Below are 26445 nucleotides of genomic sequence, written 5' to 3' on the forward strand. Positions count from 1 at the left end.
CCGAGGGGCGTGGCGTTGTGGCAGCGGCAAACTACGAGGCGCGTAAATTTGGCGTGCATAGTGCCATGCCAATGGCGACAGCGTTGCGGCTCTGCCCCGATGTCGTCGTCTTGCCCGTTCGGATGAGTTATTACGCCGAAGTCTCGCGCCAGATCCGGGACATCCTCTTTCGCTACACACCGCTCGTTGAACCGCTATCGCTTGATGAAGCCTTTCTTGACGTCGGCGGGTGTGAATCACTCTTTGGCACCGCCGCAAAAATCGCTCGCCTGATTAAAGACGAGATCATGGAGGAAACGTCGCTCGTCGCATCTGTCGGTGTTGCCCCGAACAAATTCTTAGCGAAGATCGCCAGTGACGTGAGAAAGCCTGACGGCCTCGTCGTCGTCCCGCCCGATCAAATCCAATCTTTCCTGGATCCGTTACCGGTGGGACGGATTTGGGGCGTCGGGAAGGTCACCGGTGGCGTGTTCGATCGACTTGGCATTCACACGATCGAGCAACTTCGCCAACGCTCGGTTGAAACGCTCAGGCAAGACTTCGGAAGTCAGGGCGAGCACTTTTGGAAGCTGGCTCGCGGGATCGACGATCGTGCCGTTGTGTCAGACCGTGAAGCGAAGTCGATCTCCCACGAAACAACGTTTGCAACAGACATCGCTGACCGAGATCTGTCACGGGCGTGGTTGCTGGATCTGACTGAGCAGATAATGCGACGTTTGCGGCGGAAGAACGAGCAAGCGAGAACGGTCCATTTGAAGATCCGTTTTGCCGACTTTCGGACGATTACGCGATCTCGGACGCTCTTAAGTTCGACCGACGTGACGGCCGAAGTATGGCAGGTCGCCAAGGATCTGCATGATGCAGCCCTTTCCGGGAATCAGCTAAGCGTGCGATTGATCGGTGTCGGAGTCGGCAATTTCAGCGGCGATCAGTTAGTCCAACAGACCCTGTTTGACGCGGACCCAGAAAGCCAAGAACACGCGAAGCAACGGAAACTGGATGCGGTTAGCGATGCGGTGCGTGATAAGTTCGGCAGTTCATCGCTGAGCAAGGGAAACACGCGGCCGCGGTCGTAGACGGAGAACAGACTGCGAATAGCCATGCAGTGCAGCGGAATCGGTATCAGGCGTTTAGAATTGGAATATTAGCCTGCCGTGCCCGTTAACGACGACCGCTCCCCGAGTGAATCAAACGTATCCCGAGACATATGCCATGAACAAATCGGACTGTAAATCAGCGATGATTGGGCCACGACGCTTCCAATGGCAAGTTAGCGGTTGGTGCGGTGGCGTGTTCGGTGGATCGGCCTGGCTCGTTCCAATTGCCGCAATACTCGCGTTCAATGGCCAACCGAAACTCGCAATATTGCCTGCCGGCAGCTGCGTGCTGATGAACCTCCTGGGCGCTGTGCTTTGGTATCTACGTGACCGGATTCTTCCGTTCCCCGCACTCATGGGATTGCTTGCTGCGTTTTCTGTCTCAACGCCACTCATTTGGTTCGCGACTTCACTCTACGCGACCCCTGAGTCGCTTGCCTCGCTCAACTGGCCGCAACATGCCATGCCTAGTATATTGGCCGCGTTGATCTGCCCGGTCATCATCGCGTGGTTTTGCATTCTTGAATACTCTCATGCCAATGAACCAGTGGCGTCGCAGCGAGTTCATCGGTGACCCCGAACCTAAGCCTGTTCTTGGGCGCGTGCATCGACCTTGGGCTCGATCCCTCAGCCTGGATTTACGCCGACGACAGCGGCCACCGTCTCACTTTGCCGGCCGCATCCGGCAAACTCGGCCCCATTGTCGTTCACGACGACGGCGACGAGTTCATTGTCGATGTTGGCACCATCCACCACACGCACTTTCGCGGATTTCAATACCCGGACACAACTGACGTTTTCAGGGCAGCAATTGACGCGGCTCGTTTCGTTCTCGCGTTGATGTCTGATGGTGTTTGTGTGACCGTCGACTACCTCGATGGTCGCTGCATTTGCTCCAGTCACTTTTTTCTTGACTCAGAGAATCTAACCCCGGATACTATCGGCAATTCGCGTGCTGGCATCCGGGGTGGCAACATTCACACCGAACGCTTTCTTTGGTCCGGTCCTGTGTAGCGACAACGAGCGGAGAACGATTGCGATGAACCTTTTTGACATTCCCGTGCGGCTTGGGCTCAGAAACGAAGATGCCATTCGAATCGCTCGTTTCTCCATCAAGCTGTCGCTACCGATGTTCATTGGATTCCTCGGCTTCCTCAGCTTCCTCGCGTATGTTCCGGGCCTCGATGGATTTGGCCTGCAGCGGCTGTCGGGCTTTTTCGGTTTCTTTGCTTTTTCTGGGTTTCTTGGCCTACTGGGCCATGCTTTTGTGGTTGATCGCCGGGCTCAGTCTCGAAATCATGGTTAGCGAAACACGTCGAGCCATGCGATGTGGAGCGGTTAATTTTTCGCACGTCTGGTTGGGTGCTCGCGAATTCGCTTCCACGAGTACCGATCGAGACTCAGAATCCCAACACGAATCGCCTTGTTGGCAGTCGGCTGCCTGAATTGTGCAATCGCGGTCGCGTTAATCGTGACCTTCATCAAACTGAAATCCACAACTGCCCGAATGAACAAGCGAATCCGGAAGAAACGCCGAATTGGAGAATTCCGTGAGGACTGCTTTGACTTGCAGTTCCGCATCGACGCATCAATCTCCCTTCAGGACGTCGATAAGCTGACCGACAACTTCATCGCGATGATCGAGCAGAACCAACTGCAATTTGGCGGCGGCGGGCAGTACGATTGGTCTGGCGTCGTTCAAGGTCCGTGGCGTGGTAGCGTAACACAGGAAGATCGGGAAGCGGTGCTCGACTGACGGGGCGTCAAGAACCCAACATCATCTCGCATTCCTTCCACGATGCTCAGGGCCAGAGTATCAGACTGCAATGCGTCGCGTGAAAGTGACGTCCATCCCTGACTTAGTTCCAAAAGTGAACGCCCCCTCTGTTCCGTTAATTGACTGTGTCTAGAGAGGATTCCAGTCGATCGAGCGCTCCATTGTCCAACTTCGCAATCAGACGAAACAGATTCGGTCGCTGCCGAATCCGTTTACGGATCGCCGGCGGAACTTTGTCGGCGAGAAGAAGCAATTCGTCCTCGTCCGCCTTCAGTTCATCCGCCAACTTGTGGATAAATTTGGCCGACGGGTAATCGCCAAAGTGCAGCTTGCCGTTCTCGACCTTGCTGATGTAGGACACGCTGACGTTCATACGAGAAGCCAATTCCGTTTGGGTCAGGGAACGAAGTGAACGCCATTGCCTGACGCGCTGGCCAAAGCTTGCGTCGACGTCGTCGGCCCGGTTCTTCGTCGCGAGTTTGCTTGGAGTCATAGTTCTGTCCACGATCTTCAAGATCACGGGTTAGGTCCGTCAAAAGCATGGGCTGGTTGTGACCCCCATGTGAGGAGCTTATGCTGCTGGCACTTCCCGGTCAAACCGGGAATGCAATGTTTCGCGTGCGAAGGAAATTTGCAGCCATGGAGCTGATCGACAACATCAACACGCTGCTGGGCGACGACCTGCGCCGGACGATCCGTCCCGGCGCCAAGCTGCGCATTGCCGCCTCATGTTTCTCGATCTATGCCTTCGAGGCACTTCGCGCCGAACTGGAAAAGGTGGATTCACTGCAGTTCATCTTCACCTCGCCGACGTTTCTGCCCCACGACGTCACCGACAGTGGCAAAAAGGTGGCCAGGGAGTATTACATCCCCAAAGCCGAACGCGAACGCAGCGTGCACGGCACCGAGTTTGAGATCCAGCTCAAAAACAAACTCACCCAGCGAGCGATCGCCAAAGAATGCGCAGAGTGGATGCGACGGAAGGCACAGTTCCGATCCAACCGCACCAAAGCCCCTATGCAGCAGTTTGCCTGCGTCAGCGGCGGTGGCGCCAGCCGCAAGCTCGCGGAACAGGCCGGAGACGTGAACGCCACTGACGCCGTCTACATGCCGCTGCACGGCTTCACCGCCGTCGACCTGGGGTACCAGAAAGGCGACGCGGTCTCGAACTTTGTCAACAAAGGTGAAGAAGCGTCGTTTACCCAGACGTTCATCGGACTGTTCGACCAGATCTGGGACGACTCCGAGCGGATTGAGGAGGTCACCGATCGACTGTGCGCGCATATCGCCTCGATCTACCAGGAAAACGCCCCGGAACGCATCTACTTCCAGATGCTGTACAACATTTTCAACGAGTTCCTCGAAGACGTCTCCGGCGACACGCTGCCCAATGACATGACGGGTTATCTCGACACGTTGGTCTGGAAAAAGCTGTTCAACTTCCAGCACGACGCCGCCACCGGCATCATCAACAAACTCGAGACCTTCAACGGTTGCATCCTCGCTGACAGCGTTGGCCTGGGGAAAACCTTCACGGCACTCGCGGTCATCAAATACTACGAGCTTCGCAACCGCAGTGTGCTCGTTTTGTGCCCGAAAAAGCTATCGGACAACTGGCTGACGTTCAACCGTAACGTCAAAACCAACCTCTTCGCAAGAGACCGCTTCAACTACGACGTGCTGTGTCATACCGACCTGGGGCGAACACGTGGTGAGTCGTTTGGCACACGGCTCGATCAAGTCAACTGGGGCAACTACGACCTCGTCGTCATCGATGAGTCTCACAACTTCCGCAACGCGGAGGCGTTCGCTGAGAAGGAGACCCGTTACGAGAAACTAATGAATGCCGTTATCCGTGCGGGTGTGCAAACCAAGGTACTGATGCTGTCGGCGACGCCCGTCAACAACCGCTTCAACGATTTGAAAAACCAGCTTGCACTGGCCTACGAAGGTGACACCGACGCGATCAACCGCAAGCTGGACACGTCGCGCGACATCGGTGAGATCTTCCGGCGTGCCCAGCAGGCTTTCAACGCGTGGACCAAGCTGCCCGCAGACCAGCGGACTAGCGACGCCATTCTGAAAAGCCTCGATTTCGACTTTTTCAAACTCCTCGACAGCGTCACCATCGCTCGTTCCCGCCGGCACATCCAGACCTTTTACGACACCGCGGAAGTCGGCACGTTCCCCACGCGGTTGCCGCCGCAATCCTATCGCTGCCCCCTGACACATCGCGGCGACGTTCCCAACCTCAACGAAATTTACAACAGCCTCTCGTCACTGTCCCTGGCCGTATACGCCCCCGTTGCCTACATCCATCCCAGCCGGCTGGCGTTCTACGCTGCTCAGTACGACGTCGATACGCCGACGGGCAACAAGTTTCGTCAGATCGACCGCGAGCGCAGCCTGCAGAACCTGATGACCGTCAATCTGCTCAAGCGTCTTGAAAGCAGCATTGAGGCGTTCCGCATCACACTGTCCAAGCTGCAACGCAACCATCGCGGGCTGCTGGCCAAGATTGACGAGTTCCAGCGTACCGGTAAGTCCATGCAAGTCGCCGATGCAGGTGCCCGCTACGGCATTGGCGAATATGACGAAGACGAAGTGCTTGACCCAGACGCCGTCACCACCGGCAAAGTGCAGATCCGCCTCGAAGACATGGACCTGCCCTCCTGGCAGGCCGACCTGCAGCATGACCTGGACGTCATCGATAAACTTTTACGCGAAATGCAAAAGGTCACACCCAAGGAGGATGCCAAGCTGCAGCACCTGCTCGGTTACCTGAAAGAAAAATTCGCATCACCGATCAATCCTGGTAACCGCAAGGTGCTGATCTTCACCGCCTTCGCAGACACATCCGAGTATCTTTACGAGCATGTCGCACCCGCCGTCGCTGCGTACGCCGACGCTGCCGCCGGAACGATCGATCACAGCGGCGGCCACACTGCCACCGTCTCAGGCACGTTCCCGGCCCGCAGCACTATCGTGGACGACGGAGGCCGCCCACGTCGCTACGACTTCCAATCAATCCTGACGCTGTTCTCGCCACGTGCGAAAGAAAAATCGCTGATCATGCCCGACGAGTCAGCTGAGATCGATGTGTTGATCGGCACCGATTGCATCTCCGAAGGGCAAAACCTGCAGGATTGCGACTGCGTGATTAACTACGACATCCACTGGAACCCTGTCCGCATCATTCAGCGGTTCGGGCGTGTCGACCGCATCGGATCGCCCAATTCCTGCATCCAGTTAGTCAACTACTGGCCTGACATCACGCTGGACGATTACATTAACCTCAAAGAACGCGTCGAAAATCGGATGGTGATCGCCGACATGACCGCCACCGGCGATGACAACGTTCTGCTGGATGGTAACGCAGAGAATAGCGAAGTCGCCTACCGCAAAGAGCAGCTCCGGCGACTGCAGGATGAGGTCATCGAGATGGAAGACGTGAAAACGGGCGTGTCCATCACCGACCTGGGCCTCAACGATTTCCGCATGGACTTGCTCGCGTACGTCAAGGAAAAGGGTGACCTCGCCAATGTTCCCAACGGCATGCACAGCGTCGTGCCCGCAGACCCCTCGCGAGGCCTCCACCCCGGTGTGATCTTCACGCTCCGCAATCGCGACCCCAGCGTCAACGTGGGCGGACACAATCGTCTACACCCCTATTACGTCGTTTACGTCGCTCGGGATGGCAGTGTCGTAATCGATCATACGGAAGTTAAACGGTTGCTGGACCTTATTCGGTCCGCCTGCAAGGGGCGGTCAGAACACGTCGAAGAGGTGTGCAAACCGTTTAATGACGCGACCGATGACGGACGCGACATGAAGGTCTACAGCGACCTGCTCGATATCGCCATCGGCAGCATCATCGACCGCAAGGCGGAATCGGACGTCGACAGTCTGTTCTCCGGCGGCCCCACGTCGGCACTCGAAGGAGACATCAAAGGACTCGATGACTTCGAGCTCATCGCCTTCTTGGTGATCTTTGAATAGGGAATTTTGAATGGTAAATGGTGAATTGCTGTGACCGACGTGGATATTGACCGTCGCACGTACGCATTTGCGTGCCGTGTTGTCAAACTATGTCGCGAGATGGACAGGGACCCGGGTATTTCTCGGACGCTTGCCAATCAACTACTTCGCTCGGGCACGTCGGTGGGGGCGAATGTTGAGGAGGCCCAGGCCGGGCAGAGCAAAAACGACTTTATCGCAAAAATGTATATCGCTTGCAAAGAAGCTCGGGAAACCCATTATTGGCTGCGTCTTCTCGCCGACACAGCAACCGTAACCCCAGAAAGACTCACGGACTTGACCGAGGAAAGCCGTCAACTGGTCGCGATACTCACCTCGATCGTCAAGAAGGCACGAGGCTAATGCACCCCACCAATTCACCATTTAATATTCAGCATTCACTATTTGCCTTTCCAAACGCCGCTGCTTTTGGAAAGGTACTCAACAAGGAGCGTTTCTACGCTGGCGCCAGGAACAATCGGAAACTCAAGCAGTTGTTCACCAGCCAGGTCGCACGCGTCACGTGGATGTACAAACTCGCTCCGCTAACCGTCAATCTGCCTGCGACCACGGATGTGCCCGAGATCGAGGTCATCAAAATCGAATGCACCGGCAGTGAACTGGATCCAGCCGTGTTGCTGGCGATCGACAAAGTGATCCCTAACCCGACGATTCACGAGCTTCACGCTGGCGGCCGAGTCCAGCAAACCGCTGGGTATAAACGAGCCAGCGAGGCCGACGTCAAAGCCTGGGTCATCAGCCATTACGTCGCCAGCGAGTGGCTAGCCGTGGACAACTCACGTAGGCCGCTTCCGCAATCACTCAATCTCGGCAATCTTTACGCCGGCCTACTACGGTCCATGATCGACGTGCCCGCAGGTGACGGTGAGACCCTCAGGGCGCACATGGAACGCCATGGTCAGGTTCTCGCCCACCGACGCGAGGCGGACCTGATCACGAAGAAGATGAACGCTGAAAAGCAGCTCAACCGCAAAGTCGAGTGGAACGCTCAGTTACGACTGGTCAATCAACAAATCCAAACACTTACCTCACAATCGACGCAGGAAGCCGATGCCTGAAAAGCTCAAAATGCACAGCCCTGACTTAGTGCAGTCCAACATCGACCGCATCGCTGAGTTGTTCCCCAACTGCCTCACCGAAGCGGAAGGCGATGATGGCCAGATCACTCGCAAGATCGACTTTGATCTGCTGCGACAAGAATTGTCCGGCGAGATCGTCGAAGGACCACTGGAGCGGTATCAACTAAACTGGCCCGGCAAGCGAGAAGCGATGCTGGCCGCCAACGCACCGATCGCAAAAACGCTGCGGCCGTGCCGGGAGGAGAGCGTCGACTTCGACACCACGCAAAATCTGTTTATTGAGGGGGACAACCTGGAAGCACTGAAGCTGTTGCAGGAAACGTACCTGGGCAAGGTCAAGATGATCTACATCGATCCACCGTACAACACTGGAAATGACTTTGTATACGATGACAGTTTTGAGATGCCCGAGGATGAGTACCTGTCTCTAACGGATCAAAGGGATGTGGAAGGCAACAGATTGATCCTGAACCCTGAAAGCAATGGGCGTTTCCACTCTGATTGGCTAACGATGCTGTGCCCGCGACTTAAGATCGCAAAGCAATTACTGGATGACGATGGAATTATATTTATTTCCATTGATGACGGAGAGCTGGCGAACTTACAGAAACTTTGCGATCAAATTTTCGGTTCACGTTGCTTTCTAGGATCAATCACCGTCGTAAGCAACCTTAAGGGGCGAAGTGATGATAGACACTTCGCAACTGCACACAATCAGATGCTTGCTTATGGGAAGGCACGTTTTGAAACACGAGGGGTCGAGCTTCCCGAAGAATACATCGCAGGCTACCCGGATATGGACGAGAGCGGACGTCGGTACCGCCTTCAGGGACTTCGTAAGAGAGGCTCTGGTGCTCGTCGAGAAGATCGCCCAAATATGTTCTACCCTTTCTATGTCGACCCAAAGACTGGCGGTGTTAGCATGTCTAAAGGCGATGGTAATTCCATAGAAATTTTGCCAAAACTATCCGATGGAACGGACGGTCGATGGCGATGGGGGCGAGATACGGCTTCGAAGCGACTGGATGAGTTGAAGTCACGGCAAGTCAGCGGGACAGAGCGATGGGACGTATTTCAAATCGATTATCTGCAGTCGGGCGATGGGTTAAAACGCATTATTCCTAAGAGTGTCTGGATTGGGCCAGAGTTCGCAAATGAAAGCGGGACGCTTCAAGTTAAAAAGTTACTGGGAAAGGGTGTTTTTGAAACGCCCAAGCCACTGGGTCTCGTGAAGTACATGCTCCAGCAATCGCTGCGCGATGGGATCGTTCTGGATTTTTTTGCGGGGTCGGGTACTACAGCTCACGCGACGATGGACCAAAACCTCTACGATAATGGACGGCGGAGGTTTATATTGGTTCAAATCGCAGAGCCATGCAGTGAGGACAGTGTCGCGAAACGCAGCGGATTTGCCACTGTCGCGGATATCACGAAAGCTCGAATCGTGAAGGCCTCCAAAGAGATCGCTGCTTCTGGTCAATTGAATTCTCAAAACTGTGACTTGGGGTTCCGCGTCCTCAAAATCGACTCCTCCAACATGAAGGACGTTTACTACTCGCCCGCCGACACGTCGCAGGCGATGCTGGGTGGGTTGGTCGATAACATCAAGCCGGATCGCACTGGCGAGGATCTGTTATTCCAGGTTCTGCTGGACTGCGGCGTCGACTTGGGGCTGCCCATCAAGACTGAGGTGATCGACAACTGCGAGGTGTTCTTTGTCAACGAGACTGAGCACGCTGCCCCCGACCTCGTCGCGTGCTTCGACGCCGACATCCCCGAGTCACTCGTAAAGACCATCGCCGCCAGATCCCCGCTGCGGGCCGTGTTCCGCGACGGGTGCTTCGCGACCGACGCCGACAAGATCAACGTCGAGCAGGTTTTCAAGCAAATGTCGCCGCAAACGCAATTAAGGAGTCTGTGATGCCGCGAGCATTGGGCGAACTTGAAAGCATCCTGCATGGCTTGATCGACAACTGGGAAAACGAAGTCGTCGAGTTCAAGGCAGTGGGCGATTCGTACTCGACATCGGACATCGGCAAGTACGTTTCTGCATTGTCCAATGAAGCCAACCTTCGCTGCGTGGACACGGCCTGGTTGGTGTTTGGCGTGGATAACAAGACACGAGAAGTTGTGGACTCGTCTTATCGCCGCGATCAAGAGCGATTGCATAGCCTGAAAAAGCAGGTCGCTGATGGCTCATCGCCTTCGCTGACGTTTCGTGAGATCCACGAGATTGTCGTCGATGGTGCGCGTGTGCTGATGCTGGAGATTCCGCCTGCCCCGCGTGGTGTCCCGATCAGTTGGAATGGTCATTTCTATGCACGTGCCAACGAAAGCCTCGCCGCGCTCACAGACGACAAGCGAGACGAGATTCGCAACCAGACATTGACCCAGGATTGGACGGCAGCGATCGTGCCCGATGCCGAGCGTCGTCATCTTTCCAACGAAGCGGTCGAAAAGGCAAAGGCGAACTTTTCAATCCGGCACAAAAGCATCTTTACCGCCGACGAGGTCAAGCATTGGGACGAGGCGACCTTCCTTGATCGTGCCGGTCTGACCGTCGATGGTCAGATCACTCGCACCGCTTTGTTGTTGGTTGGCGAAACGACCTCAACGCATCTGTTAAGCCCCTATCTTGCGCAGATCGTTTGGAAGCTCGTTGGCCCCGAACAAGGTAACCAAATTTTCACGCCGCCATACTTGTTGGCAACGACGGCGCTGTACAACAAGATTCGCAACGTACAAATCCGAATCCTACCCAGCGACTCGCTGATCGCGGTGGAGGTATCCAAGTATGACCAAGGAATTGTGCTTGAATCGCTTCACAATTGCATCGCTCACCAGGACTATCGACTCGGTTCGCGGATCGTGGTCACGGAGAGTCCAGACCGGTTGGTGCTCGAGAACTCGGGGACGTTTTTTGAAGGCCATCCCGACGACTATGTGATGGGACACAAAACACCGCGAAGTTACCGCAATCCGTTCCTGATGCAGGCGATGACGCGTCTGAACATGATCGACACGCTCGGTTACGGCATTCACCGGATGTACGTTGGCCAAGCCGAACGTTTTTTTCCGTTGCCGGATTACGATGTTTCGGAACCGGGAACGGTTCGGTTGACCATTCACGGAGCGATTGTTGATCCGGACTATTCGCGGGCGCTGATTCAACGGACCGAACTGTCCCTGGTCGATATTCGGCTGCTGGATCGGGTGCAAAAACGACTGCCGATCGACAAGACCGCTGTTCAGAGATTGCGGCGGCAGGGCTTAGTCGAAGGTCGTCAACCGAACCTGGTTGTCAGCCCGCAGATTGCCGCGACGACGGACAGAAAAGCCGAGTACATCCGCACCCGTGCTCAAGACGACACGCATTACCAGCGGTTGATCCTCGACTTCATTCAGCAATTCGGCTCGGCAACGCGGGTCGATTTGGACAAAATGCTGATTCCCCATCTGCCTGCCTTGCTGTCGGAAGACCAGCGACGCAATAAAGTGCGAAACTACTTGCAATCGCTGCGAAGAAACAGCGACATTCATCGCCGGTACGAGAACGGCGGGTCACGCTGGTTCATCGGCCCCGAGGCTTCCTCGCTCGAGCAAAAGGGTGTCGGTTCAGAAAGCGACGAGACGTGCTAAGAGCAGCACGATTTAGCTCTGAAACCCGTGTTTTAGCTAGCTACCGAGAGGCGGCCAGCGACGCAACTAACTGCCCAGTAGTCACTTACGCCGTTTGCGGCGAAGTGCCTTTTAGCACGCTTCTAGCAGACCTTTAGCACGCATACGCCATGAAAATTCAGTTCAAAGTCCAAGATTACCAGACCGATGCGGTGGCCGCGGTTGTCGACTGTTTCACCGGTCAGCCGTTGATTGCGACGCCCAAGTACGCCATTGATCCGGGGGCGGCGAAGCGGGAAAAGACAATGTCGCCGCAGGGGAAGGTGACGTATTTCGATGCCTTCGCCGACGATCAGATGGAGGGTTTCCGCAACGCCGATCTGCGGCTGACACCGCCAGAATTACTGGCCAATATCCAGCGGATACAACTCGAACAGAACATCCCGCAGTCGGTGACGCTGGTCACGAACCCGACCTGCGGAATCAATCTCGATGTGGAGATGGAGACCGGCACGGGCAAGACATACTGTTACATCAAGACGATGTTCGAGCTGTACAGGCATTACGGGTGGAACAAATTCATCGTCGTCGTGCCCAGCGTGGCGATCCGTGAGGGTGTAAAAAAATCGTTCGAGATCACCGCCGAGCACTTTCTTCAGCAGTATGGGCGTCAGGCTCGCTGTTTCACCTACGACAGCAAGCAACTCCATGAGCTGGAGAGCTTCTCATCGGACGCGGGCATTAACGTGATGATCATCAACGTCCAGGCGTTCAATGCGTTCAAAGAAGACGCTGCGAACAACGCGGCCCGGATCATGTTCTCGCAACGTGACGACTTTCAATCGCGCCGACCGATCGATGTATTAAAGAAGAACCATCCGATTCTGATCCTGGATGAACCCCAGCGCATGGGCGGAAAGCAAACCGTCAAAGCGCTGGCCCAGTTTGATCCGATGATCATTCTGCGGTACTCCGCGACCCACAAGGTCGACCACAACAAGGTATACCGACTGGATGCACTCGATGCGTACAACCAGAAGCTTGTCAAGAAGATCGCTGTACGCGGCATCGCGACGAAGGGGCTGAAGGGCACCGATGGATACGTTTATCTGGAGGGCATCCGGCTGAGCAAGGGCAAGCCACCCGTCGGTGTGCTTGAGATCGAGCAGAAAACCGCCAGCGGCATTAGGCGAATTCGCAAACTGGTGGAGAAGGGGACGGACCTGTTCGTGGCGTCAGGCGAGCTCGACCAATACAAGGGTTTTACGGTCGCCGATATCGACGCACGTGGAGTGGAAGGTTTTGGCGAGGGTTTCGTCGAGTTCACTAACGGCGAGCGATTGGTCGCTGGAACGACCAGTGGCGACACCAATGAGGACACGCTCCGCCGGTTGCAGATTCGTGAGTCAATCAAGGCTCACTTTGAGAAGGAGCAGGACCTCCACGCCAAGGGCATCAAGGTGCTGACGCTATTCTTCATCGACACGGTTTCTAAGTACCGCCAGTACGACAGTGACGGGAACCAAGTCGCGGGCGATTATGCGTGCTACTTCGAGGACGAGTACGCGAAACTGCGGGAGGAGTACCGTACGCTCTTCGCTGAGGACGCGGCATATCAAACCTACCTCGAAGGCATTGACGCCTCGCAGACGCACGCGGGGTACTTCTCGATCGACAAGAAGGGCAAGCTCGTCGATCCGTCCGTGAAGAAATCGGGTGAGACCAAGGGCGAAACTGACGACGTGGATGCCTACGACCTGATTCTCAGGGACAAGGAGACGTTGCTGTCGCTGCCGGTACCTGAGGATGACCCACTGATGCGACGGAAGAAAAACGTGCGATTTATCTTCTCGCACTCAGCTCTTCGCGAGGGTTGGGACAATCCGAACGTGTTCGTCATCGGCATGCTCAAGCCCACCGATTACGAGGGCTCGACCGTCACGCGCCGACAAGAAGTCGGGCGTGGCCTGCGTCTGTGCGTCGATTCAACTGGGCAGCGGATCGACGACAAAGTGATTGTCCATGATGTGAATGTGTTGACGGTTGTCGCGAACGAGAGCTTCCAGGATTTCGTCAGCAAGTTGCAGGGCGAGATGCGGGACTCACTATCGGCCCGACCTCGATTTGCCAGTGTTGCGTATTTCACGGGCAAACTGTTGCTGACCGACGAGGGAGAAACCATCGTCGACGACAAGCTTGCGAAACAGATTTACCGTTATTTGGTCAAAAACGACTACACGGACGATTCGGATCAGATCACGGCAACGTACCACGAGGCAAAAGCTTCAGGCACACTGGCTGCGTTACCCGAGGAATTGGCGTCGCTGGCCGGGCCGATCCTCCGCCTTGTCGACAGCGTTTTCGATGACTCGAAATTGCCGCAGTATGACAACGGGCGGAAGCCGAAGGGCAACCCGATCAATCAGAAAAACCTGGATCGTAAAGAGTTCCAAGATCTCTGGGCGAGGATCAATCACAAGGCGGTGTACGCGGTCGACTTTGAGACCGACGAGCTTATCACCCACTGCGTCTCCGCACTCAATCAAGACCTGCACGTCACGAAACTTCGGTACGAGGTCCACCGCGGCGTGCAAAAGGAGACTGGGAGCGTCGACGACCTGGATAACCGAACGTCGTTCGAGGTGCAAGAGAATCAAACGGATACCGTGGATTCGCCCGTGCCGACGCACATCCGCTACGACATGGTCGGCAAGCTCAGCGAGGCGACCCAGCTGACGCGAAAAACGGTGGTGGCGGTTTTATCACGGATCTTGCCGGCGACGTTCCATCAGTTCTGTATCAATCCCGAGGATTTCTTGTCGAAGGCCGCCCGTCTGATGAACGAGCAGAAGGCAACGATCATCATCGAGCACCTTGTCTACAATCCTCTTGATGGCGAGCACTACGCGGACATTTTTACCGCCGACAAGAAATCCGACATCTCTGGCGCCTACGAGGCCCAGCGGCACGTGTATGACTATGTGATCACAGACAGCAAAACCGAGCGGACTTTTGTGGAGACGCTGGACAAATCAACGGAAGTGGTCGTCTACGCCAAGCTCCCGCGAGCGTTCACGATCCCCACGCCGGTCGGCAACTACAATCCTGACTGGGCAATCGCCTTCGAGCAGGGCAAAGTCAAACACGTCTTCTTCATCGCTGAGACCAAGGGCAGCATGAGCACACTGGAGCTGAAAAAGATCGAGGCCGCCAAGATCGACTGCGCACGAAAGTTCTTCGCCAAGATCACCAACGAGCAAGTCCGCTACGACGTCGTCGACAGCTACGAGAAACTGATGGGGCTGGTGACGTAGCACAACAATAGAGGCCATCTGAGATGTTTGCCGGAAACGTCTTGAAAACAAACAAGGAGCGAACGATTGATCAAATTCAATCACGCAGCTGATACCCACTCGCGGATTCTGGTTTTCTCAATATCGGTACACCATGCGAATCGTGCCATGGGCCTTTGCCACTGCGGGCAAACGATTGCCGCGTCGACCATCTTAAACTCGATCAGTTATTGCCAAGAGCATTTAGCTGATAGCTAAAAAAAAGCTCACGATGCCCAACCGGATGTGATCCGGCTGGGCTCGCGAGTCGGGGTGTGGTGAACGTTATTTCGACGCGGGTTATTTGCCTTTCAGCTCATCAATCAACGTGGACGCCTCTCTGATGGTCAGTGCTGAGAGTGCCGATGCACCAAACCGATCGTGAAGCGTGCGGTCGAGCGTGATGCCTTGACGCTTTGACATGACCGCGATCGCGTTGATCTGTTTTTCAGTCGCAAAGCGTTTCACCGATGGTTGGTGACCGGTCGGTGCTGTTTGCGAGGGATCCCGCTGCGCCGGCTCGTTCGGAAGTGATTGTTCTGCCAGCGTCCGGCAACGCCGGACGGCAGCAAGAATCGCGTCATTGCTCGCCTGAGCGTCCAGGGGCACGGACACTCGGACTGCTGGTCCTGACTGTCCATGTGAGCTTTCGGCCGTAATGCCGAGTGAGATCGCATTATGCAAATCTGTTCTCCTGAAATGAGGGTGTGAATTCACCAGTGACGTTCAGTTCGCTGGCGAGTAAGTTGAAGGTGAAATCGCGGTCCAGTGGCATATCACGGAGCCAGCGTGTTAATTGATGCACGGACAAGCCCGCGGCAATGGATGCCGCGTAGATGGTCGATTTTGCCGTGCAGGTTCCTGCGTGAGCGTCACCCTGGGCGAACAACGTCGATTCGTAACGATGACGTGATTTGCTGGGGTCAGCCGTCAGTAAACGAATCGTCTCGCCGTTCATCCGAGTATCAATCAGCAGTTGGATCCGCCTTTGAAGGCATCGCCACACCGTTGCCCGCGTCGCGATGCTGTCGACGCAGCAGAACACGACGTCACCGACGCGGTGCATTGAGCGGAAGCGGTCAATGATGTAGTCGATTTCGATCGATGGATCGATGCGTTCGACTTCCAACGTCGTTGCCGTCACTTTGGCTTGCCCGATCTCATCGGCTCGGTAGCCTTGGGTGGTGACGTTCGTCAGCTCCACGGTGTCGAAGTCAATCAATTGCAACTTCGTGACGCCGATGGAGGCGAGTTGCAGTGCGACTTGACGACCGATCGCTCCGACGCCGATCACTGTGACGCTGGTGTCCCGGATACGATCTCGCGGAACGAGACTCGCTTGACGCTCGAAACGATCTTGGGTGGTATTCAAGATGCCACCCATTCACTTTCCGACCAGCCGGTGTCATCCCGCCACTCAAAGGGATCACCAGTCAGTGTCCTCGGACGCCGAGTAAACGGGTCATGAACCGTGACAGCGGCTTCATACTCAGATTCCCAAAGATCTTGATCGGTCTCCGGGAATTCGGTGTTATAGTCGACTTCGACGGCAAGCCGTTTGTTGCAGCCCGGCCCGACGTTCATCCGCAAGCGAGCGTATGTGGCACCGCCGCGTGCGACGATGAACATCACGGCCCAGTCCGGAGTGCCAAAGGCACGCTGAAATGTCTCTTCGTCCGTGCCGCTTGGTAGCGGTGACGAGCCCGGATGCGTGTGCAGCCAAATTCGTCCACACGTTTCCGGCGTGTGCCCCTCGTCGATCTGATCGTCGAAATAGTCCGCAACTGCGGAGTCATCGAACGACACCGTAACGGGCGTGCAGATCTGCTGAACCATCGCCACCGACTCGATCAGCAGGAGATCGTCGGGACTGCTGATACCGAACATTCCGACCTCCGTATTCCCCATGTCACGCAGGAATAGCAGTTTCGCCCACGCATAGGGCGTGAACCGCAGGCTCTGACGATTCCTCGCTGGGATCCGACGTCGCCTCCTCTTCTTCTTCGTTAACGCAATCATCGCATTTTTCCTCCGTTAGACAGTCATCACAAAAAGAATTGTCACATCGGTCGCAGCTTTTGATGCAGCTTCCGCAAAATTGGTCTCGGCAGCCTTCGCACTTCGTCATGCAGTCGTCGCAGTGGGTTTCGCTGCAACCATCGCATGAGCACGTACAACCGCTGCAGATCTGGGCGTCACATTGCTCGCACGAGCAAATGTCGTCTTCATCAACCGTGCTGCCGCAGTCCCGGCACTCGGTACCAGACCAGTCGCCCAGCGTTGTGTAGGCGCTGTGCGGGTTGTACGTGTGCAGGACTTGGTTCACGACGGTGAAGAAGTCAAGCAGCCGTCCCTCCGCCAGGGCCAACTTGATCGGCCCGTGGCCCTCGCCTTCGCAGAGAACTTCCGACTGCACGTGCGGATGAGTCGTCGAGTCACAGCAGGTCGCTGGGTTGGGATCGACAGCGACCACGCGATAGGGACATGACTGTCCCAGGTATCGCAGCTCCAATTCGATTCGGAACGCACCGAGGTGGGTGTACTCGATCTCAATGGGTTCAGTGGTGACCGCGATGGTTTGCTTCGTAAAGTCAAAATCGCAGGCTGGAAATTCAGCTTCGATCGTCAGCAGGTCGGCTGTGACATCAGCTAGCGAAATGCTACGTCGTGGAGCCATCGACGCGGCTGCCACATAAATGGCGTCATCGACTTCGCGTTGCAAATCGTTCAGAGCGTCAAGCAGACGCTTGCCAAGCGATCGCTCAGCACCGTGATATTGACGTGATCTAGCGACTGATATCAAGCGTTGCCATCGCTTCACCTTATCCGCCGATGGGACTCGAAGCGTCTTTTCATGCTGTGAGCAACGACGATCAACGGCCGCCTTGACGAGTCCCGCCATCCGCCAAGCACGCTTGACGGTGCGGCGGGCTTGTGGTGTGACGCGACTCACGATGCCGCACCTTCGATCTTGGTTGGTGTGATCGAGACACGGTCTCCTTCGACCAGAATTTGGTCGCTGGAGACAGGCTGGCGGTTGACGCGAATCAAGTAGTTCGATTCCCTGCCTTCACCGATGCGTTGGTTGAACAGAGATTGCACCGTCGTATCGGCTTCGATGTCGATGTGGTTGGCGAATCCGGCGCCGTCGTTGTTGATGAACAGAATCTTCATGGTTTGTGGTTCCTGGGTTTGTTGTGATGGGGATGTGCGGTCGTCGCCAGCGTGTGTTGGTGTCGTCGGCGTCGGGTTCCGCGTGGGACAAAAGAGCGACCGGCGACACGTTCAGAGTGCCGCCGGTCGTGGGTCGCAGTGGTGAAACCGGTGTCCGGTTTACAACGCTGCAAAATCAAATGATGTGGTCGCATCGAACTCCTCTTGGTGGGCCTCGAACTCGTCCCAGTCGATGACGTGGGGGCCGAGGTGTTCGGCTTCCGGATCGCTGATCGGCTGCGAGGGATTGGCGATCAGAAAGCCGAGACGCTTGATGGTGGAGACAGAGTCGCCGGTGGTACGAGCGATGTTGCGGTACATTTCAGCTTGAAACATGTGCATGGTTCCTGAGTTGGAAGGTGTCAACGAAAAAGCCCTCGTCGATCGGCATGGTGCCAATTCGCGAGGGCTGGGAAAGAATCAAATCGATTGGTGAAGGCTTAGCGGGACGCTGGCAGAAGCCAGTGCTCGTTGAGCCATTGAAGTTCGGCATCGAGTGCCTCACTGCGAATGTCGAACGGACCGAGCATCGGACCGTCAACGGGTGAAAGATCGGCCATCCATTGGCCGTCGTCGGTGGGTTCGACGTGCGATCCACGGCGTATATCGATGCTCCCGAGTTTTTGAAGCTCGATCGCTTCGCAATACACGGTTCGCACAATCCCAGCCGGCGTGATGACCATTTTCATGTCACCGCTCATCGAGGTCGTCGCTGGATGTTACGGCGTGGACGATCAACCAGCAGTTGATCGAGACCAGCTTGCACCGACGCCATTCGAGTGGAAACACTCTGGCGAAGTTGCTCGCTCGTTCGCAGTTCTTGAGGCCCGATTCCATTGACTGCCGCTCGGGCCTGGCTGACCAAGTGATCGAGTTGTTCGTTTGATCCGATGTTGAGAGATCGGAAACGATCGAAGAATTCGTTCAGGTTCGTCACCGCCGAGTCGCGAAACACTTTCGGTTTGCCGTCCTCTTGACCGGCGATTCGCTCGGTCAAGTGCTCGACGAGCTTCGCGAGCTCTTCCAAGAACGCTTGCTCGGCAAGCTCGACAGCCTCGACGAAGCGAGACTGAACGCGGCGACATTCCGATTCGTAGACTTCCGGGTTGAGTTGCCGCAAATAGTTGGGCGGCTCAACAGCCGGAAAGTCATGCGTGATCGCAAATTCATCGACCAGCGTGACTGGGTAGTCGCTCACATCGAACAGGTCGCCGAGTCGGTCACGAGCGGCTTCACGCATTTCCGTGAAATGCAGATCGAGTTCGGAAACGGCAACAGCCAACTCATCGCGAAACGCCTCCATCTGTGAGTCAAAGTCACCGATGGTTTCACGTTTGATGAGCCGCAATCCCGGCTCGGGATAGGGAAGCGACACCGTCTTCCAGTACGACACCGCTCGCGATCGCACCGACGTGACCGCTTTGTACGCGGGGTGGGTCGTATCGATCAGCTTCTTTGACGCCGACAGATACTTCGACTCAGCGTCGAAGGAATCGGCAGCCTGAGTTTTCTGTTCCGACGTCAGGGTCTTGCGAACGCCGAGCCAGTTGAAACTGAGCCTGGCCGCGGCCATCGTTGACCGCAGTCGATCACTGGAGGTGGTGACGCTTTGGGACGTCGGTTCTTCGAGGACAGTGGACATGTCAAAAATCTCCAAAAGAAAAGCCGGAAGCCGATCGTGATGATCGACTCCTGGCAGGGGTGGCAAAAAGCGAGTTGAAAGAACAGCTAGCGGTCGCTAGTTGTTCGAGGATTGCTGTCGCAATCTTGGGGACGAATCTACTTCTCGATGCGGCTTTGATAGCCTCCTTCTGGGACGAGCTCAGTGACTTACGAACGCCCAGCCAGTTCACGATCAGCCGGACGGCATCCCACGTGGGGACACCGACCGGCTAGGGGCAAAATCCGGATTTTAAAAGCCGGATTTTAGAAACGGAGTTCAGTTGTTCGACGGTTCTCGATTGACTCGGCGACGAGCTTTCGGCGAACCGTTGGTCTGCTGATAGATGCCGGAGCGACTGGCCGACAGACATCGACCGCTGGCCCAGGAACGCAACTGGCTCACGGACTCAGCAGCGGTCACAGCCACCGGCACCACGTTCTGTGCCGCCTGATTCAGAGGCAGATCAAGCAACGCTGCCAGACGACAGCACGACTTGATTTCCGCGCCAGTCCAGTTGGTGTCATCGGGAGCACTCTGTGCGGAGTCGATTTCATAGAGATCTCGATAAAGCTTCCAAATCGCATCCTTCTCCTCACGACTGGGCAGATCGAGAAAGAACACACCGTCGAAACGTTCGCTGCGGCTGAACTCAGGTGGCAGCTTCGAGACGTCGTTCGCTGTACAGACCACGAACACATCCGACTCGTGATCATTGAGCCACGATAGGAACGTGCCGAACATCCGTGATGCCACGCCTGAGTCTCCACTGCCGTTCATTCCCGCGAATGCCTTTTCGACTTCATCGATCATCGCCACACACGGAGCCATCACATCGATGATTTTCAGTGCCTGGCGAGTGCGTTCCTCCGACTGCCCGACGAGTGAACCCATCAGGCTGCCGACATCGATATTCAACACCGGGCGACCGACCTCCTTGCCGAGGGCCTTGCAGAACTGAGACTTGCCGCAGCCCGGTGGTGACAGCAATAGCACGCCCCGCGGTCGATTGCGTGAGTTGCCTCTGTGCGACTGCAGCATGGCCCGTTTACAGAACGCCTTGAGTGCCGACAGGCCGCCAAGGCTGCTGAAATCCTCGCCGCCGCGGTATAGCGAAAGCAATCCGCTTTTCTTTAGCGTTTGGGTCTTCATTTCCCAAACCGCATCGGCCGTGATCCGTTCCTGACGAACCAATGAGAGACTGAAGGCGTTTTCCGCTTCCATACGAGTCAAACCAGCCGCTGCGTCGATCACCGTTTGAAGTTCGGAGTCTTTCGGCAATTCTCCCTCTTCGGTGGCGATTCCCCGAGCAATCTCATCGAGTTCCTGGCGGTTGGGCAGGTCATGCTCCATCACCACGAACATCTTTTCGAGTTCCGTCGGGATCTGCACCACCGGTGAAAGTACGACCACGATCGTCCGGTTCTGTTTGCCAGCCACGATCTGGCGTGCCAGTGCCTGGACGACTTCAGCGGACTGCAAGAACCGATGAAAGTTCTGCAGTACGAGAATCGCGGTGCCATCAGGCGAGGCGAGAGCGTTGATCGACCGGATCGCGGTCAACGGATCGTTGCCGATCGTGTCGTGTTGCGGTTGATCGGGAACGTTCAAGCCGGACTCGATGTCCCAGGTAGCCAGCTGCCATTGTTGATCGCGGCAGAGCTGAGCGATTTCGGTGAGGGCATCCTGGTGCTCGTGGGACTCGATCCAGATGCCCGTAAAACATGCTCTCACGTACTCCGTGAGGCGAGTGCTTAGTTTCAATGTTGATCTCCTTGCTAGTGGTGTTGTTGATTGGATTGCTGCTGATTGGCCTGCTGGTGAAACTCAGCGGTCAGCTGCTCGCTGGTGCGTTGACCAAGTGCCGTTTCCATGAACTGACTGGCCTGACGGCATTGGCTGCCTGTAAAACCCTTGGTCTGAACCTGCGTTTGGCCCGTGGGCGAGACGACGATTTCGATGGTTGGCATCATGCGGCACCTCCCACCGTGACGGTTACCTTGATGGAGCCGTCAGCGAGTGACACCTCCGTGACCGTATGGCCCTTCAGGTGAGCTTCCCGTTTTGCCTTCTCGACGGCGTAGGCTTGCAAGAAGCGATCGAGTTGAACCTGCTTGCCCCAGTGGCCGCCGAAGTTGTCGTAACGGGCTTGACCCGACTGCGTGTCGAACACAGTCGGGTATCGCCAGCCGGGAAGGTTGACGATCACGCCGGTTGCCTCGCTGCTAAACAGCTTGACCGTGCCCCGCGTGGGCGGATCCATCTTGAGACGTCGGCAAGCGGAACCGATTGCGACCTCATCTCGAACTTCCGTTTTGATTTCCACAATGTGGCTCATGGATTGAGTCTCCTTTGCTTGAGTGAAATGGTTAGATCGGTTGCTCGACGTCATCCGTCGAGTCACCACTGAACAATGCGTGATTGGTTTCCTCGTCGTCGTGACCCAACGCTGGACGCCGAGTCATGGGACCGGGCAGCAACCTTGGCTCATCCGATGTCATTTCGAGAACGAGCATCTCCGCGACCGCCGCATGATCTGGCTCCTGCAAATGCATTTGCCGGATCACAAACACCGCGACCACGAGCGGCAGCACGCACGCAAGGGTCAGTCCCAAGTTCTGAATCACCGTCGCGATGATGGGATCTCGGTGACGTTGCGATGCGATATTGCGACGATCCCGTTCGAGCTGGTCATGGCCTGAGTAGATGACCGATTGCTGCTTATTGAGCTGCGAAGTCATCTCAGATTGGGCGGCGATCAGTTCCCGGCGAGCTTCCGCGTCGCTTTTGACCAGTTCCTTCGCGGCTTCCGCGAGTTGGTGGCTTTCTGCCACGACGGCTTGTGACTGATCAGCGATCCGATCGTTCTGCATGCGTTGTTCGGCCATCGATTGTTGAGCAAACGCAGCAAGCCGTTCGTCAGATGAGTCACTGCACCCGGCGACGCTGAGAATCAGCAGAGCCAGGCACATCGCGACGCGTCGAAGATGTTTCACTTGCTTCACGAGGATTTCTCCATTGGGAAAAGACTCGGGCCAGGAGCGACTGCAGAGCACGCCGCAGTCGAATCTCCTTCGCCCAAGCCAGGGTGAGTAGCACGACCAGCACGCTGCTGGCCGCCAGAACGGCAAAGGCCATTGGGTCTCCTTCAAAAACGATGGGATAGAAACGAAAAAAGCCCCGCAATCCAGGCATCTCTGAGTGAGATGACTGAACGACGGGGCTTTGGAGGGGGGTTACGGGGACTCAGAAAATCTAAGTCATTCCCTATTAATAGTGACACCAAAAACGCCGAAATTCGATTTCTGACGCGGGATTTACGTGATTTCTACGCTAATCAAGCTGTTTTCGGCTTTTCAGGCGAAGTGGCTGAAACCGGAGCGTCAGAGAAAGAAGGCTATCGCTGTCTCTTTGACGCCAGCAGCCAGAGCATCCGTGATGTCGGTGCGGCAACCAAGAGCTTGAAGAGTGGGGCAAGCTGATCGGTGACGTGCCCAGCGCGACAGCGATCCTGGACCGCTTCCTGCACCACAGCGACGTGATGCAAATCACCGGTCGGAGCTACCGGATGGGAAATCAGCCAAAAAGTTCAAACAGTACCAAAGCGCCAACCGGGTCGGCGACCGAAGAAGCTTAAGTCAAACAGTACCACCGAGCCGCTCCACGGCCTGGCCTCACCAACTGGTACCGTTTGAAGCGCCAATGAGTGGTACTGTTTCAGGCGCAAATTGACAGCTAATCCCGTTCACGACCGCAGGGCCACCTGCGATCCATTCACCCTCACTACCATTCTGTGTACGCTTCAACCAACGACTTCGGCAACACGCCTTATACGTTGGCTGCAACACTCGATACCGGGCGTGTGGCTAGCACTTACCCGGACGGGATTCACACCCGCTTGTCAATCAGACCTTGCCAGTCCGCACGTGCATTTTTTGTTCTGTGCCGTCCTGCGTCTCGGCGACGCGTTGATCCGCAATCAACGCTGGCAGCGCGACCGCGAATGTGACGACCGCGAAACCGACCGTGAAACCGATCAGCCCAATCTGTACGTGATCCCACTCGTTGAGTGATCCAGGATGGTGGTTTAGGTATCTAACAGAGTAGGAATACCAAGCAGTCAGTGCAAATGTGGGGACGCAAGTCGCGGCCATCCATTGTCGCCATCCCGAAAGTCCGATTAGTGACGTAAGCACGTGCATCAGAGTTGAGATTCCCACGACGTATGTTCCGGCACGAATTAACCACCACGAGAGAATGTGGTGCGGTCGGAACGGGGGAGGATCGGGGACCGGTTCACCGATCTCGATCACGACCGCACGCGGAAATGGTATTTGATGAACGGCGAGGCATGCCGCCATTACCGCGGTTGCAATCAGAACGTAGCGAATCGTAGGTTTACGCACTCGCGCATCTCAGTGCACAGAACGGTTGCGACAACCGAGTCGCGACGAGTGATTCTCAATTGCCAGCAACGGCGATTCCGCGACTTCGGTTCGTCGGTACGCCCGACATGGGCGTGAACTTGTGGGGTGCCGCTTCCTTCGGGAAGCCAGTCCCCTGTACGAAAACGGAACTTGAACGAAGGACAGCATACCAAATGTAATCGATCAAGAAGAAGTACTAGGCGAAGGCAACTGCGGCGAGGTGACAGACCGTGGAGAGGAAGCCTGCGAATGTGGCCGGTAAGCCAGCAAAGAACCGTCGCTGGCACACGTTCTCGCCAAAGCTGCGAGGTGACGAACAGAAACGTCGTGGAGGCAGGCGGATGTTGAGGCGAGTGGCCCGAGGACCACGAAGCCGTTTTCCGACAACGTCCGTTTGTAGGCGACGCACTTGCGCAGCGAAAGTTCACGTCCCTTATTCGGGGAGATCTGTAAGCGTACCCGTGAGTAAGGCTTGACCTGAAAGGCGGGGCGACCGGGGTGACCCGACTCGTGCGAGCAGAAGTCAGCAGAGGTCGTAGTACCGCACTTCTTCGCAGCCAGCGGAGACGGGAAGGACCGAACGTTTCTTGACAAGGAAGAACTATCCATGAACTCAGTCGATCCGAAACACACAGAACCGACCTCCGACAACCACAAAGGAGCGAAGGAAGCAAACGGCCCGTGCTCTTCGGAGTCCCTCACAGGTCGAGTCGACTCGGCGATCATGGAGAAGCCAGCCTTGGACACCGTGGCCATGAACCTCATGGAACAAATTGTTGACCCGGCCAATCTTGAATGTGCCTGGGAACGAGTCAAAGCCAATCGTGGCGCGCCCGGACCAGACGGGATTACCATCGACGAGTTCCCCGACCACTTCCGAGACCTCTGGCCGAACCTGCGTCAACAACTCTTGGAGGGGACTTACCAGCCCGGCCCCGTACGCCGGAAGTCGATTCCAAAACCCAATGGCGGTGGTACTCGCGATCTCGGCATTCCAAACGTGATCGATCGCGTAATCCAACAAGCCATTCTGCTAGTCTTAACGCCGATCTTCGATCCGAGTTTCTCAGAGTCAAGTTTCGGCTTTCGTCCCTATCGCTCAGCCCATGAAGCGATCCATCTCGTTCAGCAACACATCCGGGCGGGTTACCGCTGGTGCGTTAACATGGACCTTTCGAGATTTTTCGACACGGTTCAACATGACGTTCTCATGTGTCGTGTCGCTCGCAAGGTTCGCGACAAGCGATTGTTGCGTCTGATCGGGAACTACCTACGGGCTGGCGTGATGGTCGATACCGACTTCCACCCATCGAACGAAGGGACCATGCAAGGCGGGCCGCTCTCGCCACTACTTGCGAATATTCTGCTAGATGACTTCGACAAGGAAATGGAACAGCGAGGGCACCGTTTTGTGCGATATGCAGACGACTTCTTGGTATTCTCCAAAACCGAGCAGTCAGCAACACGAGTCTTTCGTTCAGTGGAACGTTACCTCACCAGAAAGCTCAAGCTCGTGGTCAACCACGACAAGAGCAGCGTTTGCCGCACGGAGGACGTCGAGTATCTCGGTTACCGCTTTCGTGGCTTCGGCGGACGCCTCGAAGTGAGTGCGAAGAACCTTCGCAAATTCAAAGATCGCGTGAAGGAGATAACACGCCGCACCGGAGGCCGGTCGATGTCATCACGCTTCATTGAACTACGACGGTACTTTCAAGGATGGATTGGCTACTTTCATTACGGCCTACGCAAGACGCAGTTGCAGTATCTCGACAAATGGATTCGACGGCGCATCCGCGCTTGCTACTGGAAACAGTGGTACCGGGTCCGCACGCGGGTACGAATGCTGTTGAAACTAGGAGTGCGTAGGGAGCAGCCATCTCGCACGGATGCAGTGGAAGAGGATACTGGGTGATGTCATCGAGTGCTGCGATGCACGTCGCGATCTCGATCGACTATCTCAAGAAGAACGGACTAGCGAGCCTTGAGGAAATCTGGAGCAAGTTTGCTTCCAAGAAACGAACCGCCGGATGCGGCCCCGCATGTCCGGTGGTGTGAGAGGGGTCCGCAGCAATGCGGCCCCTAGTATGTCTCATGTTGGCAGTTTCAACCATCTTGAATCAGGATGTTGACTGTTGATGCCCCGCAGCAGCCTGCAGCCGTTGCGAGGCACTGCCGCGTAGATCGTATTTGCCCCTAGGTCGCTT

General features: G+C 56.0%; 28 protein-coding genes. 14 read left to right on the forward strand and 14 right to left on the reverse strand.

Features of this window, described 5'->3' with window-relative positions; genetic code table 11:
* The 5 genes from dinB to Poly21_RS26175 all read left to right on the forward strand — a co-directional run.
* A partial coding sequence (dinB, locus tag Poly21_RS26155) for a DNA polymerase IV (protein WP_146410020.1) occupies window positions 1-1076 on the forward strand: 1076 nt, incomplete at its 5' end.
* Window positions 1077-1212: 136 nt separating this feature from the next.
* Window positions 1213-1671 carry a hypothetical protein gene (locus Poly21_RS26160; RefSeq protein WP_146410021.1) on the forward strand — a complete coding sequence of 153 codons (459 nt, stop codon included), beginning with the start codon at window positions 1213-1215 and terminating at the stop codon, window positions 1669-1671.
* Entirely contained in the window at window positions 1668-2111 is a 444-nt protein-coding gene (locus tag Poly21_RS26165) for a hypothetical protein (RefSeq protein WP_146410022.1), read from the forward strand. Before Poly21_RS26160 ends, Poly21_RS26165 begins: the two co-directional genes overlap by 4 nt.
* A gap of 25 nt (window positions 2112-2136) precedes the next feature.
* Window positions 2137-2403, forward strand: a complete 267-nt coding sequence (locus Poly21_RS26170) for a hypothetical protein (RefSeq protein ID WP_146410023.1) — start codon at window positions 2137-2139, stop codon at window positions 2401-2403.
* 201 nt (window positions 2404-2604) lie between these two features.
* Window positions 2605-2853 (forward strand): 50S ribosome-binding protein YggL, encoded by a 249-nt coding sequence (locus Poly21_RS26175; RefSeq protein ID WP_146410024.1) that lies wholly within the window; start codon window positions 2605-2607, stop codon window positions 2851-2853.
* Window positions 2854-2989: 136 nt separating this feature from the next.
* On the opposite strand, the gene Poly21_RS26180 is transcribed toward Poly21_RS26175, so the two are convergent.
* The gene (locus Poly21_RS26180; RefSeq protein ID WP_146410025.1) at window positions 2990-3367 is read right to left on the reverse strand and encodes a helix-turn-helix domain-containing protein; all 378 of its coding nucleotides are present in this window, start codon (window positions 3365-3367) and stop codon (window positions 2990-2992) included.
* Window positions 3368-3513: 146 nt separating this feature from the next.
* Between Poly21_RS26180 and Poly21_RS26185 the strand changes: the two genes are divergently transcribed.
* The 6 genes from Poly21_RS26185 (at window position 3514) to Poly21_RS26210 (ending at window position 14923) form a co-directional block, all read left to right on the forward strand.
* Window positions 3514-6873: a helicase-related protein gene (locus Poly21_RS26185; protein WP_146410026.1), complete on the forward strand. Its 3360-nt coding sequence runs from the start codon at window positions 3514-3516 to the stop codon at window positions 6871-6873.
* A 30-nt stretch (window positions 6874-6903) separates the two neighbouring features.
* Window positions 6904-7254 carry a four helix bundle protein gene (locus Poly21_RS26190; protein ID WP_146410027.1) on the forward strand — a complete coding sequence of 117 codons (351 nt, stop codon included), beginning with the start codon at window positions 6904-6906 and terminating at the stop codon, window positions 7252-7254.
* Window positions 7254-7970 (forward strand): DUF4391 domain-containing protein, encoded by a 717-nt coding sequence (locus tag Poly21_RS26195; protein WP_146410028.1) that lies wholly within the window; start codon window positions 7254-7256, stop codon window positions 7968-7970. Before Poly21_RS26190 ends, Poly21_RS26195 begins: the two co-directional genes overlap by 1 nt.
* The gene (locus Poly21_RS26200) at window positions 7963-9912 is read left to right on the forward strand and encodes a site-specific DNA-methyltransferase (RefSeq protein WP_146410029.1); all 1950 of its coding nucleotides are present in this window, start codon (window positions 7963-7965) and stop codon (window positions 9910-9912) included. The genes Poly21_RS26195 and Poly21_RS26200 overlap by 8 nt, the downstream gene beginning before the upstream one ends.
* Window positions 9912-11630: an RNA-binding domain-containing protein gene (locus tag Poly21_RS26205; RefSeq protein ID WP_146410030.1), complete on the forward strand. Its 1719-nt coding sequence runs from the start codon at window positions 9912-9914 to the stop codon at window positions 11628-11630. The genes Poly21_RS26200 and Poly21_RS26205 overlap by 1 nt, the downstream gene beginning before the upstream one ends.
* A gap of 149 nt (window positions 11631-11779) precedes the next feature.
* Window positions 11780-14923: a type III restriction-modification system endonuclease gene (locus Poly21_RS26210; RefSeq protein ID WP_146410031.1), complete on the forward strand. Its 3144-nt coding sequence runs from the start codon at window positions 11780-11782 to the stop codon at window positions 14921-14923.
* Between the two features lie 318 nt (window positions 14924-15241).
* Here Poly21_RS26210 and Poly21_RS26215 read toward each other — a convergent pair whose 3' ends face one another.
* The 12 genes from Poly21_RS26215 to Poly21_RS26270 all read right to left on the reverse strand — a co-directional run bounded on the left by Poly21_RS26215 (window position 15242) and on the right by Poly21_RS26270 (window position 22819).
* Window positions 15242-15625, reverse strand: coding sequence for a hypothetical protein (locus Poly21_RS26215; protein ID WP_302120711.1), 384 nt, complete (start codon window positions 15623-15625; stop codon window positions 15242-15244).
* Entirely contained in the window at window positions 15618-16313 is a 696-nt protein-coding gene (locus tag Poly21_RS26220) for a ThiF family adenylyltransferase (RefSeq protein WP_302120712.1), read from the reverse strand. The genes Poly21_RS26215 and Poly21_RS26220 overlap by 8 nt, the downstream gene beginning before the upstream one ends.
* The gene (locus Poly21_RS26225) at window positions 16310-16960 is read right to left on the reverse strand and encodes an MPN domain-containing protein (protein WP_146410034.1); all 651 of its coding nucleotides are present in this window, start codon (window positions 16958-16960) and stop codon (window positions 16310-16312) included. The genes Poly21_RS26220 and Poly21_RS26225 overlap by 4 nt, the downstream gene beginning before the upstream one ends.
* The gene (locus Poly21_RS26230; protein ID WP_146410035.1) at window positions 16851-17894 is read right to left on the reverse strand and encodes a hypothetical protein; all 1044 of its coding nucleotides are present in this window, start codon (window positions 17892-17894) and stop codon (window positions 16851-16853) included. Before Poly21_RS26230 ends, Poly21_RS26225 begins: the two co-directional genes overlap by 110 nt.
* The gene (locus Poly21_RS26235) at window positions 17891-18115 is read right to left on the reverse strand and encodes a molybdopterin converting factor (protein ID WP_146410036.1); all 225 of its coding nucleotides are present in this window, start codon (window positions 18113-18115) and stop codon (window positions 17891-17893) included. Before Poly21_RS26235 ends, Poly21_RS26230 begins: the two co-directional genes overlap by 4 nt.
* 159 nt (window positions 18116-18274) lie before the next feature.
* Window positions 18275-18490 (reverse strand): hypothetical protein, encoded by a 216-nt coding sequence (locus tag Poly21_RS26240; RefSeq protein ID WP_146410037.1) that lies wholly within the window; start codon window positions 18488-18490, stop codon window positions 18275-18277.
* A gap of 104 nt (window positions 18491-18594) precedes the next feature.
* Entirely contained in the window at window positions 18595-18843 is a 249-nt protein-coding gene (locus tag Poly21_RS26245) for a hypothetical protein (protein ID WP_146410038.1), read from the reverse strand.
* 8 nt (window positions 18844-18851) lie between these two features.
* Window positions 18852-19796, reverse strand: a complete 945-nt coding sequence (locus Poly21_RS26250; protein WP_146410039.1) for a hypothetical protein — start codon at window positions 19794-19796, stop codon at window positions 18852-18854.
* 297 nt (window positions 19797-20093) lie between these two features.
* Complete coding sequence (locus Poly21_RS26255) at window positions 20094-21578, reverse strand: Ycf46 family AAA ATPase (RefSeq protein ID WP_146410040.1); 1485 nt, start codon at window positions 21576-21578, stop codon at window positions 20094-20096.
* A 14-nt stretch (window positions 21579-21592) separates the two neighbouring features.
* The gene (locus Poly21_RS26260) at window positions 21593-21787 is read right to left on the reverse strand and encodes a DUF2997 domain-containing protein (RefSeq protein ID WP_367302585.1); all 195 of its coding nucleotides are present in this window, start codon (window positions 21785-21787) and stop codon (window positions 21593-21595) included.
* Window positions 21784-22152, reverse strand: coding sequence for a DUF1257 domain-containing protein (locus Poly21_RS26265; RefSeq protein WP_146410041.1), 369 nt, complete (start codon window positions 22150-22152; stop codon window positions 21784-21786). Before Poly21_RS26265 ends, Poly21_RS26260 begins: the two co-directional genes overlap by 4 nt.
* A 31-nt stretch (window positions 22153-22183) precedes the next feature.
* Window positions 22184-22819 (reverse strand): hypothetical protein, encoded by a 636-nt coding sequence (locus Poly21_RS26270; protein ID WP_146410042.1) that lies wholly within the window; start codon window positions 22817-22819, stop codon window positions 22184-22186.
* Between the two features lie 485 nt (window positions 22820-23304).
* On the opposite strand from Poly21_RS26270, the gene Poly21_RS26280 reads away from it, so the two are divergent.
* Entirely contained in the window at window positions 23305-23451 is a 147-nt protein-coding gene (locus Poly21_RS26280) for an ATP-binding protein (RefSeq protein ID WP_302120713.1), read from the forward strand.
* A 268-nt stretch (window positions 23452-23719) separates the two neighbouring features.
* Here the strand turns inward: Poly21_RS26280 and Poly21_RS26285 are convergent, their stop codons facing one another.
* Window positions 23720-24220: a hypothetical protein gene (locus tag Poly21_RS26285; RefSeq protein ID WP_146410044.1), complete on the reverse strand. Its 501-nt coding sequence runs from the start codon at window positions 24218-24220 to the stop codon at window positions 23720-23722.
* A gap of 628 nt (window positions 24221-24848) precedes the next feature.
* Here Poly21_RS26285 and ltrA point away from each other — a divergent pair.
* Complete coding sequence (gene ltrA / locus Poly21_RS26290; RefSeq protein WP_146410045.1) at window positions 24849-26153, forward strand: group II intron reverse transcriptase/maturase; 1305 nt, start codon at window positions 24849-24851, stop codon at window positions 26151-26153.
* Window positions 26153-26296: a hypothetical protein gene (locus tag Poly21_RS28050; RefSeq protein WP_302120715.1), complete on the forward strand. Its 144-nt coding sequence runs from the start codon at window positions 26153-26155 to the stop codon at window positions 26294-26296. Before ltrA ends, Poly21_RS28050 begins: the two co-directional genes overlap by 1 nt.
* Window positions 26297-26445 lie beyond the last annotated feature (149 nt).

Source organism: Allorhodopirellula heiligendammensis, from assembly GCF_007860105.1.
Lineage (GTDB): Bacteria > Planctomycetota > Planctomycetia > Pirellulales > Pirellulaceae > Rhodopirellula > Rhodopirellula heiligendammensis.